Origin of the sequence: Mycobacteroides sp. PCS013, from assembly GCF_049532645.1 — a bacterium.
GTDB lineage: Bacteria > Actinomycetota > Actinomycetes > Mycobacteriales > Mycobacteriaceae > Mycobacterium > Mycobacterium gwanakae.
On sequence record NZ_CP150131.1, the window covers coordinates 4680188 to 4696442 of the forward strand.

The 16255-nt window shown below is 63.4% G+C and carries 15 protein-coding genes and 1 tRNA gene; 10 read left to right on the top strand and 6 right to left on the bottom strand.

Annotated features, from left to right (window positions below):
* The first annotated feature begins 141 nt into the window (after positions 1-141).
* A complete protein-coding gene (gene topA, locus RHO23_RS23315) occupies positions 142-2919 on the top strand; it encodes a type I DNA topoisomerase (RefSeq protein ID WP_030095868.1) in 2778 nt (925 codons plus the stop codon).
* Here topA and RHO23_RS23320 read toward each other — a convergent pair.
* Positions 2916-4406, bottom strand: a complete 1491-nt coding sequence (locus RHO23_RS23320; protein WP_044104857.1) for an adenylate/guanylate cyclase domain-containing protein — start codon at positions 4404-4406, stop codon at positions 2916-2918. The two genes, topA and RHO23_RS23320, sit on opposite strands and share 4 nt — an antisense overlap.
* Positions 4407-4568: 162 nt before the next feature.
* Between RHO23_RS23320 and RHO23_RS23325 the strand changes: the two genes are divergently transcribed.
* The 7 genes from RHO23_RS23325 to RHO23_RS23355 all read left to right on the top strand — a co-directional run bounded on the left by RHO23_RS23325 (position 4569) and on the right by RHO23_RS23355 (position 10755).
* Positions 4569-5774, top strand: coding sequence for a DNA polymerase III subunit delta' (locus tag RHO23_RS23325; RefSeq protein ID WP_064407680.1), 1206 nt, complete (start codon positions 4569-4571; stop codon positions 5772-5774).
* 57 nt (positions 5775-5831) lie between these two features.
* Positions 5832-5907 (top strand) — tRNA-Thr (locus RHO23_RS23330).
* Between the two features lie 103 nt (positions 5908-6010).
* The gene (locus RHO23_RS23335; protein ID WP_236951674.1) at positions 6011-6727 is read left to right on the top strand and encodes an alpha/beta fold hydrolase; all 717 of its coding nucleotides are present in this window, start codon (positions 6011-6013) and stop codon (positions 6725-6727) included.
* Between the two features lie 62 nt (positions 6728-6789).
* Positions 6790-7311, top strand: coding sequence for a hypothetical protein (locus tag RHO23_RS23340; RefSeq protein WP_064407682.1), 522 nt, complete (start codon positions 6790-6792; stop codon positions 7309-7311).
* A complete protein-coding gene (locus tag RHO23_RS23345) occupies positions 7311-8459 on the top strand; it encodes a hypothetical protein (RefSeq protein WP_064407683.1) in 1149 nt (382 codons plus the stop codon). The genes RHO23_RS23340 and RHO23_RS23345 overlap by 1 nt, the downstream gene beginning before the upstream one ends.
* 257 nt (positions 8460-8716) lie before the next feature.
* Positions 8717-9604 (top strand): hypothetical protein, encoded by an 888-nt coding sequence (locus tag RHO23_RS23350; RefSeq protein WP_227457811.1) that lies wholly within the window; start codon positions 8717-8719, stop codon positions 9602-9604.
* Positions 9601-10755 carry a hypothetical protein gene (locus RHO23_RS23355; protein WP_057970098.1) on the top strand — a complete coding sequence of 385 codons (1155 nt, stop codon included), beginning with the start codon at positions 9601-9603 and terminating at the stop codon, positions 10753-10755. The genes RHO23_RS23350 and RHO23_RS23355 overlap by 4 nt, the downstream gene beginning before the upstream one ends.
* Here RHO23_RS23355 and RHO23_RS23360 read toward each other — a convergent pair.
* Positions 10695-11117: a helix-turn-helix transcriptional regulator gene (locus tag RHO23_RS23360; protein ID WP_030095862.1), complete on the bottom strand. Its 423-nt coding sequence runs from the start codon at positions 11115-11117 to the stop codon at positions 10695-10697. The genes RHO23_RS23355 and RHO23_RS23360 overlap by 61 nt on opposite strands.
* A gap of 263 nt (positions 11118-11380) precedes the next feature.
* Entirely contained in the window at positions 11381-12073 is a 693-nt protein-coding gene (locus RHO23_RS23365; protein ID WP_030095861.1) for a GAP family protein, read from the bottom strand.
* 202 nt (positions 12074-12275) lie between these two features.
* Here RHO23_RS23365 and RHO23_RS23370 point away from each other — a divergent pair, with 202 nt between their 5' ends.
* Complete coding sequence (locus RHO23_RS23370) at positions 12276-12971, top strand: CPBP family intramembrane glutamic endopeptidase (protein WP_030095860.1); 696 nt, start codon at positions 12276-12278, stop codon at positions 12969-12971.
* Here the strand turns inward: RHO23_RS23370 and RHO23_RS23375 are convergent.
* Positions 12968-13402 (bottom strand): DoxX family protein, encoded by a 435-nt coding sequence (locus RHO23_RS23375; RefSeq protein ID WP_030095859.1) that lies wholly within the window; start codon positions 13400-13402, stop codon positions 12968-12970. The genes RHO23_RS23370 and RHO23_RS23375 overlap by 4 nt on opposite strands.
* Positions 13403-13484: 82 nt before the next feature.
* Here RHO23_RS23375 and RHO23_RS23380 point away from each other — a divergent pair, with 82 nt between their 5' ends.
* Complete coding sequence (locus tag RHO23_RS23380) at positions 13485-14042, top strand: TetR/AcrR family transcriptional regulator (RefSeq protein WP_064407686.1); 558 nt, start codon at positions 13485-13487, stop codon at positions 14040-14042.
* On the opposite strand, the gene RHO23_RS23385 is transcribed toward RHO23_RS23380, so the two are convergent.
* Both RHO23_RS23385 and RHO23_RS23390 read right to left on the bottom strand, forming a co-directional pair.
* Positions 14039-14602: a DUF4352 domain-containing protein gene (locus RHO23_RS23385; RefSeq protein WP_423488412.1), complete on the bottom strand. Its 564-nt coding sequence runs from the start codon at positions 14600-14602 to the stop codon at positions 14039-14041. The genes RHO23_RS23380 and RHO23_RS23385 overlap by 4 nt on opposite strands.
* Positions 14599-16245, bottom strand: coding sequence for a CocE/NonD family hydrolase (locus tag RHO23_RS23390; protein WP_057968753.1), 1647 nt, complete (start codon positions 16243-16245; stop codon positions 14599-14601). The genes RHO23_RS23385 and RHO23_RS23390 overlap by 4 nt, the downstream gene beginning before the upstream one ends.
* Positions 16246-16255 lie beyond the last annotated feature (10 nt).

The following is a 16255-nucleotide window of genomic DNA, read 5'->3' on the forward strand; positions in this document are numbered from 1 at the left end:
CCACCCTGACATCGGGAATACCGAAGCCGATATGAAAGGCTAGGTTTGCGCAATTGGCGCGGGGGTGTCATCTTGTGACCACGGTGGACCGCCCCCACACCGTACATATGCGGCTGAATGCGCAGGTAAGGAGACGAAGCAGTGCGACGGCTCGTCATCGTCGAATCACCGACGAAGGCCCGCAAGATCGCTGGCTACCTCGGCGACGGATACGTCGTCGAGTCCTCGCGTGGCCACATCCGGGACCTGCCCCGTGCCGCTGCCGACGTTCCGGCCAAGTACAAGTCCGAACCCTGGGCTCGACTCGGGGTGAACGTTGACGAAGACTTCGAGCCGCTTTACATCGTCAGCCCCGATAAGAAGGGCACCGTCACTGAACTCAAGGGCCTGCTGAAGGACGTTGACGAGCTCTATCTCGCAACGGACGGTGACCGCGAGGGTGAGGCCATCGCCTGGCACCTGCTGGAGACTCTCAAGCCCAAGGTGCCCGTCAGGCGCATGGTCTTCCACGAGATCACCGAACAAGCCATTCTTGCGGCCGCTCAGGACCCCCGTGACCTCGATAACAACCTCGTCGACGCACAGGAGACCCGCCGCATCCTGGACCGGCTCTACGGCTACGAGGTCAGCCCCGTGCTGTGGAAGAAGGTCGGCCGGAACCTGTCCGCCGGGCGCGTGCAGTCGGTGGCCACCCGGATCATCGTTCAGCGTGAACGCGATCGCATGGCGTTCCGCAGCGCCGGGTACTGGGATCTGGGTGCCGAACTGGACGCCGGCAGCGAGGCCAAGCCTCCGCGTTTCAACGCCCGCCTGCTGAGCGTTGACGCGCTGCGCGTGGCTTCCGGTCGCGACTTCGACTCGCTGGGCCAGGTCAAGAAGGCCGACGATGTGCTGGTTCTCGACGAGGTGCGGGCCAACGCCCTGGTCGCCGGACTGGCTCAGGCCACCCTGACGGTCGCCTCCGCCGAGGAAAAGCCGTACACCCGTAAGCCCTACCCGCCGTTCATGACATCGACGCTGCAGCAGGAAGCCGGCCGCAAGCTGCGGTTCTCCTCCGAGCGCACCATGAGCATTGCGCAGCGGCTGTATGAAAACGGCTACATCACTTATATGCGTACCGATTCCACGACACTGTCCGAATCGGCATTGACTGCCGCGCGCAGTCAAGCCGCGGAGTTGTACGGAAGCGAATATGTGCACCCGTCGCCGCGGCAATACACGCGCAAGGTGAAAAATGCGCAGGAAGCGCACGAGGCTATTCGTCCCGCAGGCGAGACTTTCAAAACTCCGGGACAATTGCATTCACTGATCGACAATGACGAATTCCGTCTGTACGAGCTGATCTGGCAACGCACCGTTGCCTCGCAGATGGCCGATGCACGCGGGACCACGCTGAGCCTGCGATTGGCCGGCACCGCCACCTCCGGCGAGCAAGTGGTGTTCACCGCCAGTGGCCGCACCATCACCTTCCCCGGCTTCTTGTCGGCGTACGTCGAGACCGTGGATGAGCTAGCCGGTGGCGAGGCAGACGACGAGGAACGTCGTCTCCCGCAGCTCAAGCAGGGCCAGACCGTCACTGTCGCCGAGCTGTCCGCGGACGGACACACCACCAATCCGCCCGCTCGTTACACCGAGGCCTCGCTCATCAAGGCGTTGGAAGAGTTGGGTATTGGGCGTCCGTCGACCTACTCGTCGATCATCCGGACCATCCAGGACCGCGGCTACGTGCACAAGCGCGGCAGTGCGCTGGTGCCCTCATGGACCGCGTTCGCGGTGATCGGACTGCTGGAACAACACTTCGGCCGGCTGGTCGACTACGACTTCACAGCGGCGATGGAGGATGACCTCGACGAGATCGCCTCCGGTAACGAACGGCGCACAAACTGGTTGAACGCCTTCTACTTTGGTGGCGAGCATGGTGTCGAAGGTTCGGTCGCCCGCGCCGGCGGACTCAAGCGCCTGGTGGGTGTGAACCTCGAGGAGATCGACGCCCGCGAGGTCAACTCGATCAAGCTGTTCGACGACGACCAGGGGCGCCCCATCTATGTGCGGGTTGGAAAGAACGGCCCGTACCTGGAGCGAATGATCACCGGCGATGACGGGGAACCGACCCCGCAGCGCGCCAACGTCAAGGACGGCGTCACCCCCGACGAGCTGACCGTCGAGATGGCAGAGCAGCTGTTCGCGATTCCGCAGGAGGGCCGGACGCTGGGTGTTGACCCGGAGTCCGGGCACGAAATCGTCGCCAAGGATGGACGTTTCGGTCCCTACGTCACCGAGGTGTTGCCGGCACCGCCGGAGCAGCTAGACGCCGCCGAGGCGGATGCGAAGCCTAAGCGCGGCGCCAAGAAGGTGGAGGGGCCCAAGCCGCGTACCGGCTCGCTGCTGAAGTCCATGACGTTGGAGACGGTGACGCTCGAGGACGCGCTCAAGCTGCTGTCCTTGCCGCGCGTGGTCGGTGTCGATCCCGCAAACGGCGAGGAGATCACCGCCCAGAACGGACGGTACGGCCCGTACCTCAAGCGCGGCACCGATTCTCGATCGCTTGCCACCGAAGATCAGATGTTCACCATCACCCTCGACGAGGCGCTGAAGATCTACTCCGAGCCGAAACGTCGTGGTGGTCAGGCGGCTTCGGCGGCTCCGCTGCGTGAGCTCGGTGCGGATTCGGCGACCGGCAAACCGATGGTGATCAAGGACGGCCGCTTCGGCCCGTACGTCACCGACGGTGAGACCAACGCCAGCCTGCGTAAGGGCGATGACGTGCTGTCGATCACCGATGAACGTGCCTCGGAGTTGCTTGCCGACCGTCGGGCGCGGGGTCCGGTGAAGCGCGTCAAGAAGGCGCCGGCGAAGGCGGCAAAGAAGGCTCCCGCCAAGAAGGCCCCGGCGAAGAAGGCCGCCAAGAAGGCGACCTAGATGCGGCGCGGGCGTGCCACCTGAGTGGACACATTGCGGCCGCGCAGTTCGACGGTTTCACCGACGTCCCAGCGCAGAGCCTCTTGGTCGCGTGCCTCCATGACCGCGGAGGCGGACGCCAGCACGTTCCCGGGTTCGTTCTTGGCCAGCTCGGTCAACCGGGCAGCCTCGTTCACGGGATCGCCGATGACGGTGTACTCGAAACGCGCCTGTGCCCCGATGTGGCCGGCGATGGCTCGCCCCGCCGAGACCCCGATTCCAAAGTCGTTGGAGCCCAGCACGCTGGTGAGTTCATGGGCCAGCTCGCGCGCGGCTGCGAGCGCCGCTGCGGCGCCATCGGGGTGGTCGATGGGCGCGCCGAAGATGGCCAGCGCCGCGTCACCCTGGAATTTGTTGACGAAGCCGCCGTGCTTGTTGACGGTATCGACGATGACCCGGAAGAACTCGTTGAGAACCCTGACGACCACCGCCGGCCCGCGTGTAGACGCCAACTGGGTAGATCCCACCAGGTCGACGAAAAGCACAGCGACACTGCGCTCTTGACCGCCGAGTTCGGTGCCGTACTCGAGTGCCCGGCGTGCGACATCCTCACCGACGTAGCGGCCGAAGAGGTCGCGTAGGCGCTGCCGTTCACCGAGATCGCGCACCATGTCGTTGAACCCGGCCTGCAGCAGTCCGAGCTCGCTCGCGTCATAGATGGGCACGTGGGCGTTGTAGTTGCCGCGCTGCACTTCGCTGAGCGCCCAACGTAATTGGCGCAGCGGGTCGGCGATCGAGGTGGCCACCAGCAGCGTGCCCATCAAACCGATCGCCAGCGCGATGATCGCCAGGATCAGGATGGACCCGGTGAGGTTGTCGGCATTGGACTTCAGATATCCGGCGCGTTGGCCCACGACGGTGAGCACGATCGCCAGGATCGGCACGCCGGTGCTCAATGCCCAGGTGAGTATCTGGCGGACGATGACCCCTGGGGCGGTGACATTTTCCGGCACGCCACGGCGCAATGCCTGAATGGCTACCGGGCGCAGGACGCGCTCGGACTGCAGGTAGCCGATGATGCTGGTGGTGGTGGCGCCCAGCACGGTCGCGAATGCCGCGACCAGTACCGAGCTATGGGTGGATGACCAGGTGACGGCGACGAAGATCGCACCACCCACGAGCCAGGTCGCGACGCTGATGACGGTGCGGTAGAAGGGCATCTGCAGGGCACGGACGCGCACAGACTCCGATCCTTCGGATTCGAAGTCCGGGGAGCTGTACTGCCAGCGCAGAACCGGTAACAGCAGGTAGGTGCTGACGATGGCGCCGGCAATGAACAGGATGAACAGCGAGACGCCGAGGATGATGAGCCGTGCGGTGCCAAGCTCTGACAGTTCCACCCTGTCGCTCGGCGGCAGGCCGAAGCGCAGGAAGCCCAAGACGAACAAGGCCCCGACCAGGTTCGACTGTGCGATACCCATGATGAAAAGAGGCCATGGGGTGCGCATGACCCATCGTGAATACCGGGCTGCGCGTGCGAGTGGGCGCTGGTCTGCCCTTCCTTCCGCGCCAGTCACTCGTTAACCGTAGCTGTCGGCGGTGACGGCAGCGTTTCACACGCCTATGCGGCCTGTTCGGGGAGTCGGATCCGGCAGCTAGGGTTGGTGACGATGAGCGGGGTTTTCGGTCGCCTGGTGGATCAGGGAGCGGTGGTTTCGACGCTCTCATCTGCGGCATTGGCTGCACGTGGGGATGACGTGGGCCGGATGACCCATGCATGGTTGTTCACCGGGCCGCCGGGGTCGGGCCGATCGGTGGCCGCGTTGTGTTTTGCCGCCGCCCTTCAGTGTGAATCGGAGGGGGCCGCGGGCTGTGGGGAGTGCCGTGCCTGTACCACCACGATGGCCGGGACCCATGCTGACGTGCGCAGAGTCGTTCCCGAGGGATTGTCGATCGGCGTGGACGAGATGCGCGCGATCGTGCAGGCGGCCTGGCGCCGGCCGAGTACCGGGCGCTGGCTGGTGGTGCTGATCGAGGACGCCGACCGGTTGACCGAGGGCGCCGGCAACGTGCTGTTGAAGGTTGTGGAGGAGCCGCCGCCGCGAACGGTGTTCTTGCTGTGCGCCCCCTCGGTGGACCCGGAGGACATCTCGATCACCTTGCGATCACGCTGCCGTCATGTGGCGCTTGTCACCCCCTCGGTGACTGCTATCGCACAGGTGTTGACGGACCGCGACGGGATCGACCCCGAGCAGGCGCAGTGGGCCGCATCGGTGAGCGGTGGCCATGTCGGCCGCGCGCGCAGGCTCGCCACTGATGAGCAGGCCCGTGCCCGGCGGCTCCGAGCATTGGGGCTGGCCCGGGAGGCTGCAACCCCGACGCGGGCGTATGCGGCGGCCGAGGAGTTGGTGACCAGCGCCGACATCGAGGCGAAGGAACAGACGGCCGCCCGCAATGAGGCCGAAGAGGAAGAGCTGAGGACGGCGCTGGGGGCCGGGGGCACCGGCAAGGGTGCGGCGACAGCGCTGCGCGGAGCAGCGGGTGTCTTGAAGGACTTGGAGCGCAAACAAAAATCGCGTCAGACCAGGGCATCGCGTGACGCGCTGGACCGCACGCTCATCGATTTGGCCACCTACTTCCGAGACGCCCTGGTGCTGTCGGTGGGCGCTGCCGAGGAGGGCCGGGTGGCGCTGCATCACCCCGATATGGCCGACCGGCTCGGGCCGATGGTGGACCGGGTGCCCCCCGAACAGCTTCTGCGATGCATCGAGGCCGTTCTAGCGTGCCGAGAGGCGCTGGCGGTCAATGTGAAACCCAAGTTCGCGATCGATGCCCTGGTCGCGACGGCGGGGCAGGCTCTTCGTCCCTCGGAATGAGATTGGGCGTCGTGGCAGGGGTGCCGTAGACTCTCGGTCGCTGGGTTCGCCTGGCGTGCTGCCCTAGCTCAGTCGGTAGAGCAATTCACTCGTAATGAATAGGTCGGGGGTTCGATTCCCCCGGGCAGCTCCATGCGGAGTACGTGGTTCGGGCCCATATGGAATTAGACGGAAGTCTTCGTCGCGATGGTTGTGTGCTCAGATACTCCGATACTGCTGGTTCGGGGATTCCGGTCGTGTTCATCCATGGGGCGGGCGCAGACCATGCCATGTTCGAATCCCAGCGCGATGTCCTCCGGGCCGCCGGATTTCGCGTTGTGCTCTTCGACTTGCGCGGACACGGAGCCTCGAGACCTAATACCGCCGCCATCACAGCGGACGTGCTGGTATCAGACGTGGAAGCGTTGATCGCTCACCTGGGCCTGAGCTGGCCGGTGCTCATCGGACTTTCTTTGGGCGGCAACATCGCGCAGCGTCTTGTCAGGCAGGCGCCGAATGGCTATCGAGCGCTGGGTGTCCTCGACTCGACCTGGAACACCGGCCCATTGTCCTGGATCGAAAGGTCATCTTTGCGGCTCGCTGCTCCGCTGCTGCGGCTCATACCGGCACGATCCTTGCCGGGTGTCATGGCGGATGCCTCGGCGGTTACCGAGCCCGCGCGTGCCTACCTGCGCCGGGCGTTTGCGGCGATATCGAAGGCCGAGTTTCTCAGGATATGGCGCGCGACCACCGAGTTCGTTGAGCCCGATAGCGATTACCGCACACAGTTGCCACTGCTGCTGATGCGTGGCGAAATGGACCGCACCGGAAACATCGCGACATCAATGCCGCAGTGGGCAATCGCAGAAGGCGTCGCCGGGGTGGTCATTCCCGATGCCGGTCACGTAGTTACGTTGGATGCCCCTGAATCTGTGAATGCTGCGCTCCTCGCCTTTCTCCGGTACTTGACGTAGATCACTTCGCTGCCGGGTACTTCTGCTGTGGGCGCAACGCAAGGCCGCTAGCATCATTGCTCATGTGGTTCGCGGGACGCGGTGCAGGCCGTCACGGCTTGGTCGTTGCTGCGGTGGACCAGGTGCTGGCCACGGCCGCCGGGCGGCAAGGCTCGGTAGTTGACGTCACACATAGCTGGGCGCACGCGAACGGCAGAGTGGTGGATATCGAGGATGCACCACTCGCGGCGGGCGTTTTTGGCCAGTGGATCTCGTTCCCCGACCGGGACCTGGTGCAGGTGGGGCAAGGAGTCGTGGGCCGCGACCGTACGATCGCCCATGAATTGGGCCACATGGTGTTGGGTCATCGCGGGCTTCCGGTTGCCGAGTTCGCCGCTGAGCACGTCCGTGCGGTGCCGCCTGAGCTGGTTGCCCGCATGCTGCAACGCAGTTGTGGCGCCGATGAATTGACCCATAGTGACGACCGTTGGCCGCAGGATGAGCTAGCTGCTGAGCGGTTTGCGGCATTGTTGGTGCGCCGCTTGCGGGCCGGCCGACGAGACCGCCCGAGCTGGAGCCCATACGTCGACGACGCGCTGGGGTAATGACTCGCTCGGTATGGGACTCCCTGCAGGCTGTGCGCGTCGCGGTACTGATCGTGTTTCTGCCGGTAGTGCTGTATCGGATCTGGCGATTGGTCCGGTACCCCACGTCGATTCCCGCCATCGCTGCCACAGTCTTCGGGGTATGCGTGTGGTTCTGGATGTTGATATTCACCGAGCCGGTGTGGACGGCGATGCCTCCCTACGTGCACGCGGTGAGCATGGGCGGTTGGGCGCCGGTCTGGATGGCCGGCTGTCTGCAGATCTTCGTGATTGGGATCAACGGTGACGTTTCGCAAGTCTGGATTCGTCGTGGGCTGCGCGCCACCTTTGCCGTCACCGGTTTGGTCCTCATCGTGGTTGCGGTGGCGGTGAGTCAGAGCCGTGTGCTGGTTTCTTCTGCCGACATGCTTGCGCTTACCAATGCTCTCCTCGACGGGGGAGATCGTGGTGCTGCCATTGCCCAAGTAGTGAGTAGTGGGTTCCTGGCAGTGGTGCTTCTTCAGCTCGCGTGGGTCGGATTCCGCCACGCCGACCGCACCCCAGTTGGAGTGGGATTGGGACTACTGGCGATGGCAGCGGTATTACAGCTGACCGCAATCGCACTCACCGGAGTCTGGCGGCCCCTGGTTGGGGGAGGTATGGGAATCGGTGGTCGATATGTTCCCGCGCTTCAGATTCTGCCCGGATGCGCGGGTGCGGTGCTTATGGTCGTGGGATTCGCCTGGCCGCCCGTGATGCTGCGTGTTCAGGCACGGCGAGAACTGCGGCGGCTACGTCCGCTCCATGATGCTCTCGTCGGTATGTTTCCAGGGTTGTCCCCGCCAGCAGAATCTCAAATAAGGTTGTCGGACTTAGTATTTGAATGGGTAGCGCACGTACAGGACGGTCTCACCATCTTGTCTCAGCGCCGTGAGGTACCTGTAGAAACCGGTTTGGCGCCTCCCGCAGATCAGATAGGTCGTGTTCTGGGGGTGGCGAATTGGGTTTCTGGCCAATCAGTTTCGGGATTCAGCTGCCAATGGCTGCGTCCACCCATGGGTATGAGCGACCAGGCTTGGGTGCTCGCGATCGCCGACGCTTACCGCAACTGTATGGAGACCTCCGGGGTTCAGCAAGTCGGACGTGAGCGTCTACCGGTGAAGACATGAGTACCGATTCGACTGCCTGGGAAAGCCTATCGGATATCAGGCTCGTGGTTTTGGCTTGCTTCCTGCCAATCCTGCTGTACCGAATCTGGAGAGTTGCGCGGTACCCCACATCACTCCCGGCTTATGCAGCACTGGCTTTCGGTGTGTGGGCGTGGATATGGCTCCTCATGTTCGACAACTCGGTGTGGTCACTACTGCCACCGAGTGTGCGCGTTATCAGCATGACTGGGTGGCCAGCCATTACGATCGCTGCTTGTATGCAAGTCTTCGTCGTGGGTGTTGCACGCGATGCTTCTTCGGCACGGATCCGCCGCGGGTTGCAAAACACCTCGGTGGTGGCGGTCCTTGCATTGATCGTGGTCACGGTGTTGGCGAGCCACAGCCGAGTGGTCGGTAGCACGGACGATGTATACGCAGCAGCCAAAATCGTCTTGACTGAGGGCGATTCTGCGGCAATCGCGGCAACGGTGATAAGCAATGTGTATGTGATCTTCGTGGTTGTGCAGCTGGCATGGGTCGGGTTTCGGCACACCGATCGCACGCCGGTCGGCGTGGGTCTTGGATTGATGGCGACCGCCTCCGTAGTCCAGGTTGTTGCAAGTACTTGTGGAGGGATCTGGCTTCCCCTGGTGCGGGGCGGTGGGTTTATGGGGAGTGCGTATGGGTTGTGGCTTCAGACCTGGCCCGGCTGCATTTCTGCGATCCTGATGGTCGCTGGTTTTGTCTGGCCTCCGGTGGTTTTACGCATTCAAGCACGAAGAGATGAGCGGAGACTAACGCCGCTCCACGATGCATTCGTCGGTATGTTTCCGGGACTGTTTCCGCCGACAGAGTCTCAAATACGTTTGTCAGACTTAATATTCGAGTGGATGGCGCATGTACAAGACGGCCTGACTCTGCTGTCTCAGAGGCGCGGGATACCTGTTCGAACTGGTGTGCCGATCCCTGCGGATCATATAGATCGTGCTTCGGGAGTAGCGAATTGGGTTTCTGGTCAATCAGTTTCGGGACTTAGTCAAGAATGGCTGCTTGCGCCAACGGGCATGAGCGATCAGGCTTGGGTGCTCTCCATCGCCGACGCTTATCAGGCGAGGCAGATGCTATCGGTAACCGCGCGACGTGAGCGTCTGCGGGTGAGAGGATGATCACCCAGTCCACGTGGGACCTGATGCAGATTGTGCGCGTCGCCATGCTCGTCTGCTTTCTGCCGGGGCTGCTGTACCGAATATGGCGGGTTGTGCGCTACCCGACATCAGTCCCGGCTGTCGCGGTAACTGTCTTTGGGGTGTCGGTGTGGATCTGGTTCGTGGTGTATACCGACTGGGTCTGGGCCGCATTGCCAGAGGCCGCACGTGCTGTCAGCGTGGCGGGTTGGCCAGCCATCACGATCGCGGCGTGTTTGCAAATTTTCGTCGTTGGTATCAGCGGTGATGCGTCGCCCGAGCGCATTCGCCGTGGGCTATGGATCACTATGGCAGGCGCGGCGATTGCACTTACCGTCGTCTTCATCGCTATGAGTTACAGCGAGGTGGTCCCGAGGGCTGATGATGTGCTGGCGACCGCAAATGCCATGTACGCCGGGACTGATCGCGGTGCGCTCGTCGCAATTGTGGTGAGCAGTGGGTACATGGTGTTAGTGGCTCTTCAGCTCGCATGGGTGGGCTCTCGCAACGCCGATAGAACTCCCGTCGGCGTAGGTCTGGGCTTGCTAGCGGCTGCATCGGCGTTCCAGGTAGTCGCGAGCATCTGTGGCGGGATGTGGAGCCCGCTGAGCCGGGGCGAGGGCTTCATCGGCGGCGCGGTCGGACGGTGGCTGCAGACCTGGCCGGGGTGTATCGCAGCGGGTTTGATCGTCGCGGGGTTTCTGTGGCCTCCCATCATGCTGCGTGTTCAGGCACGGCGAGAATTGAGGCGGCTAGGCCCGCTCCGTGACGCACTCGCCGGTATGTTTCCGGGGCTGTTCCCGCCCGTGGAATCGCGAATTCGATCGTCGGACTTGGTGTTCGAATGGACGACGCATGTCCAGGATGGACTCACGCTATTGGCGCAGAGTCGACGGGTGCCGCTAGTAGCCGACTCGCCCCTGCCAAAGAGTGGCTCAGAGCGGAGTCGGGATGTTGTGAATTGGCTTGTAGGTGAAGCAGTTCCAGGATTCAGTTACGAATGGCTGCGTCCGCCCGAAGGAGTGAGTGAAGGGCCTTGGGTGCTCGAGATCGCGGACGCTTACCGGGAACGTCAGGAAGACTTGGAGGCGCCGGCTTCCTTGTCGGGTATGCCCTCGACCTTGCGTAAGTGATCGACCATGTCGGCGATCGCCTGCCGACTGTTCTCGGAGAGCGCATAGCTGCGCTGCGCGATCTCACGAACCTTCGAGTCACGCAGCTGTACAAGCCAATCCAAATCGCGATTCACCGACGCGGCGTAGTCGGCGTCATAGAAGTAGGCGGGGCTCACCTGGAAGAACTCGGCTAGTGCCGCGACGATCTCCGGCGCCGGGTTCGATCGTTCGCCCTTGCGCAGGAGCGACAGATAGGGCGAGGAGACCTCGACGCCGCGCTCGCCCAGCGCGGTGACCACCTCGTTGAGGGAATAAGGTCCGCGCCCGGCCGGATGCACAGTGGCAAACAAATGGCTCAAGCGCTGCGAAAAGTCTGGCACAGCACCCCCTCACATACTTTCACTTCGCAGCCCAACGATACACGCACACACTGTGCTGCTCATCGTAGGTCTACGGGTGTCTGAGCGGTATGAAACTTATCGGAAGGGTAAGTCATTGACAAGGGCTATTTACTGACAGTAATGTCCGGGGTGTTCGTTCGGCTAATCAAGGTCGATCGTGCTCGGCTGGTCAATCGCTGTGCTCATCGTGGGGTTGAGCACAGCGAATGGTCAGCCGATTTACGTATGAGTCCTGCCGCTGCTCAGCGGAGCCCCAGAGCACTGTGATGCAGCAGCGCGCCGACAATCAGAACGCCCCCGAGTCCCAGGAATATGACCCGAATCGCGGTGGGGCCGTATCGCGTCACCGTTCGCACCAGACCTCGCTGCACCCGCCGCGCGCGAGGGGACCGTCGCGTCGACAGTACGAGAATCAGCAGACTGGGAAGAATCGCGACCAAGCCATAGCCGACCAACAGCAGCGGCCACATCGACGGCAGCGGGTGACGTGAGGCGAGCATCGCCAGCGCGCTCAGATACGGAACAGAGGTGGGTGCCTCCGCGTAGCCCAATGCGAGACCCACAAGCGCGAGAAGCCATGGATGGCGTCGCGCAACAGTACGAATCCATGGTGGCGTCACCGGTTCGGTGAACCAGGTCAGCGCCGCAACGGCGATCAACAGAATGCCGATGATCAGTTGCGCCCAGTATCGGGTAGACGGGGTGATGTCCGAGCCGCCGGCGACATCGGTCAACGAGCGCACGCCGAGCACGGTCGCCAGTCCAAAGGTGAACAGCGCTACGAATAGGCCGGTGACAAAGCTGAGGCCGCCGGGAAATGCTGATCGGCGTTCCAGCCGGGTCACATAGACGATGGTGGTGGCGACACCGATGTTGAGCACGTTGAGGGCGTCCAGGCAGGCGAATCCTGCGAACGCCAGCAACAGGGTGAGCACGATTCCAGAACTTACGTGAGCCGGATCGTGTTCCGGCCATGGCCGGGTTGTGGGGACTGCCACAGTCGCTCGTGTGCTGACCCCCGGACGGTAGTCACGACTGGATCACACTCTGAACTGGGCCAACGTCACCGCCGGTACTCTGAACCGGATGCCTACTCAGACCTCGGCCGCTGTTGCGCCCCTGCACGGATTGCGGGACGTGCGCACGTATATCGATATCGCCGTCGTGGTCGCCGTTCTCGTGGCCACGAATCTGATCGCGCACTTCACCACACCATGGGCCAATTTCGTGGTGGTGCCGGTCGCCGCGATCGGGCTGCTGGCACTGATCCGCTACCGCGGCCATTCGTGGGCTGAGCTGGGGTTGGGCCGGGACCACTGGCGTTCGGGCGCCAAATACGCAGCCGTCGCGGTTGTCATCGTCGGCGCGGTGATCGGCATCGGTCTCTTGCTGCCGGTCACCCGGCCGATGTTCCTCAACAGCAGTTACGCCACGACCGTCTCGGGTGCGTTGCTCGCCTCCTTCGTCCTGATCCCGCTGCAGACCGTGATTCCCGAGGAGCTCGCTTTCCGGGGGGTTCTGCACGGCACGATGGCTCGAGCCTGGGGCTTTCGCGGAGTCGCGGCCGTCGGGTCGCTGTTGTTCGGCTTCTGGCACATCGCCACGTCCTTGGGATTGACCACCGGCAATGTCGGCCTGACCAAGTTGCTCGGGGTGGGCCTTTGGGCACAGATCGCTGGCGTGGCCGGCGCGGTGGTGGCCACCGCCCTTGCCGGATTTGTCTTCACCTGGCTGCGGCGTCGTAGTGGCAGCCTATTGGCGCCGATCGCGTTGCATTGGTCGCTCAATGGGATGGGAGTGCTGGCCGCAGTCTTGGTCTGGCACCTCGTCTAGCCCCATACGACGAGCGCGGTCGCCGCGAGAAACAACAGCTGTTCGGCGGTGCGCCAACCAAGGGGAGTGGACAGCGGATTTGACCGCTGACTGGCGGCATACACATTGGCCGGAAACATCACCACCAGCAGCACTCCCAAGCACCCGGCTGCCACCGCCCTCGTCGAGGGAATCAGGACACCGATCGCGCCGAGTAACTCGAGGACTCCGGTGAGCGCCACCAGGAACCCGGGTGCCGGAATCCGTGGCGGAACTATCGCGATCATCGCGGCACGCATTTTCGGGACGAAATGCGCGATCCCGGTCAGCGTGAACATCGCGGCGAGGCCGACCGCCACGGCGGCCGGCCACGAACTGACGGGTGCCAACCCCTGCGTACCGACTAAACGAGCCAGGAGCGTCCCGGCGAGGAGGGCAATGAGCGGTGCCATGACAGATCTCCAATCTTGACATTGACTAGATAGACGATACCCCCAAACTTGTCACTGTCAAGATTCGCGCTATGCTGAGGCGATGTCGTATCACCATGGCGGTCTGCGGGCGGCGATCCTGGCCAGCGCGGCCGGCATGGTGGCCCGACGCGGCGCCACCGAGCTGTCACTACGGGAACTAGCTCGCGAGGCGGGTGTCTCCCACGCCGCACCCGCCCATCATTTCGGCGATCGTCGCGGACTGTTCACCGCGTTGGCCGCCGACGGATTCACCAAACTGGCCGAGGCGCTAGACGGCGCGCACCCGGACTTCCATGCCGCGGCGCTGGCCTACGTGGACTTCGCCCTGAGTCATCCGGGCCACTACTCGGTGATGTTCGAACCCGCGCTCCTGGATGCCACCGACGCGCAATTGACGGCGGCGCGTGAGCGTGCCGGGGCGGCACTGAATGCAGGAATCGAGACGTTGACGCCACAGCAGACCTCGGCCGACAAGGTCACCGCGGCTCGCGCCGCGTGGTCCTTGGTGCACGGGTTTGTCTCACTGTGGTCCACTGGGGCACTGGCTGATTCGCATGATGCCGATCCGAAGACGATCGCCTCACAGCTCGCCTACACGCTGTTCCCGCCCACCGGTTAGCCCAGCAGAACTTTGGCGCCCTTGGATCGGTAGTCGGTGTGCAGGTCGATCTCCTTGGGTACCGTGCCAGCCGGTACGTCGTAGACGAGCACTGACCGCTTCTGCGCGCCGGGTCCCAGTTCTGCGCCGGGCTCCAGCTGTTCGGCGTTGCGCGCCAAGATGTTTGCCATGCTATCCGGCGTGTACTCCTTGCCCGTGGCGTCCTTGAGCTTTTGTTCATCGCCGAGGAACGAGTGCGTGGTCTGTCCGAGGTTCAGGACTTCGACGTGGACCACGACAAAGGTGCCGACGGCGGTCGCCTGCAGGGCAGGATTCGCCACATCGCCAACGGTCCCGGCATCACCCACCCGGGTGACCACAAACGCGAGGTCGCCGTCGCGCACCTGCTGTCCAAGAGCCCCGGGCTTGCCTTCTTCCGCTGTGACCACCTTGGTTTCCGCCCCTCCGCCTGTAGGGCCGACGTGGATCAGGGTCGGGCGGCTCTCCGATGGCTGGCCGCCCCCGCATGCGGTGAGGAAGATTCCGGTAAAAGCAAGAGCGCAAACGCGTTTCGCGATCATGAAGCGTGTAGCACCGGCAATGTCACGGCCGAGGGATGTTTCTCGTCATGGCGGATCTCGAAGTGGATCGGAACAATGCGGCTGGCGGTCGCCAACGGTTCACCGGACCCGGTGTTGCGGGCGTGGTTCGGAAACGCACCCCCACTGACCTGGACCCGCAGCCGATGTCCCCGCGCGAAACGATAACCGGTGGGATGCATGGTCACCTGGACCGGTGACTGCGCGGCACCGTCTAGTTTGACGATTCCGTCAGTTACGTTGCGGGAAACTCCCTTCCGGTCAACGTCGCAGAGCCTGACGAACAAATCGCCCTGACCACTGTCGGTTGTCGCGTACACCGATGCCGAAACCGGGCCGACCAGATCAAGGTCTTTTGTCAGAGGCGAGGTGGTGAAGACCAGCACATCGGAGCGACTTTCGATGGACGCGTTGTCGCGCTGCCCGGACACCCTGGCGTCAAGCAGCGGCCCGCCCACCACCGGGGTCGGGTTCTTTGGATCGTATGTGAAGGTGTCGACGGCGCTATCACCTTGTGGTGCTTGCCAATCAAGCCCGTGATCGGCCTGCAGATACAACGGTGTGGGCGTCGAACTCTTCGGCGGCCAATGATCGAAATCCAGCCATTGACCGGCCTTCTGTAGGTAGACCCGTACCGGTGCACGATGCGTTGATGAGGCGTCGCCGTGTAGATGTGCTGCCAGCCAAGAAAAGCTGTCGGCTATCGCCGTCTTGATCGACTTCGCATGGTCCCACGAGCCGATGGTGATACGCCGGGGGCAGTCGGCCTTCTGTAGCTCCTCGTAATCGCGGAGCTGACCTACTAGAAGCAGATCCCACCAGCCGGTCACCATGCTCACGGGTGTGCCCAGCGTCGCGAGCTGGGCGGTGTGGTTGATCTCGTCCCAATAGTCGTCGTCGTTGTGATCGGTCACCGTGCGCCAGAAGGGTTCTGGCTTTCCGATCGCGACATTGTCGGCGTCGGCGAGAGGTAGGTGATCCATCGCTCGGCGCACCCGCTTGCCGTGCGCGTTCGCCCGCAGCAGGCGGACCGCCTGCGGGATCTCCGGTGAACCGACCGCCGCGGACCACGTCAGCAGATTGTGCAGGTTGAACGACCCGCCCGGATAGAAGAGCTCGGTGAAGTTGCTGGTGGTGATTGCCGGGCACATGGCGGCCAAGGGTGGCTCGATGTACGGCGCCACCGCCCATTGCGTGTGCCCGAGGTATGACGGTCCGGCGGTAGCGAGTGTGCCGTCGCACCACGGCTGTTCACGGACCCAGGCGGCGGTTGCAAGGCCATCCGCCCGTTCCTGGCGAAACGCGTCGAATTTGCCTTCGGATGCGAATTGGCCCCGGGTGTCTTGCACTATCACCTGAAACCCTTGACGGGCCAATAACGTTGCCCAGAGTTGGCTGATGATGCCCTGCTTGTCGTACGGGGTGCGGAAGATGACGGCAGGCAGGGGGTCCTGCCCCGGCGGGCGGAAGTGGTCGGTAGCGAGCTTGACGCCGTCGGGCATCCTCACCGGGATGTCGCGGCGCGTCTGTATCTGAGTGAACTGGGGTTCGGGCAGATCGAGCAGCTTTTCCAGGACGGGTGCAGAGAGTCGTCCGGTCCAGGTCAAAGCCAGTTCTCCGAGCATGGCGCCCAAT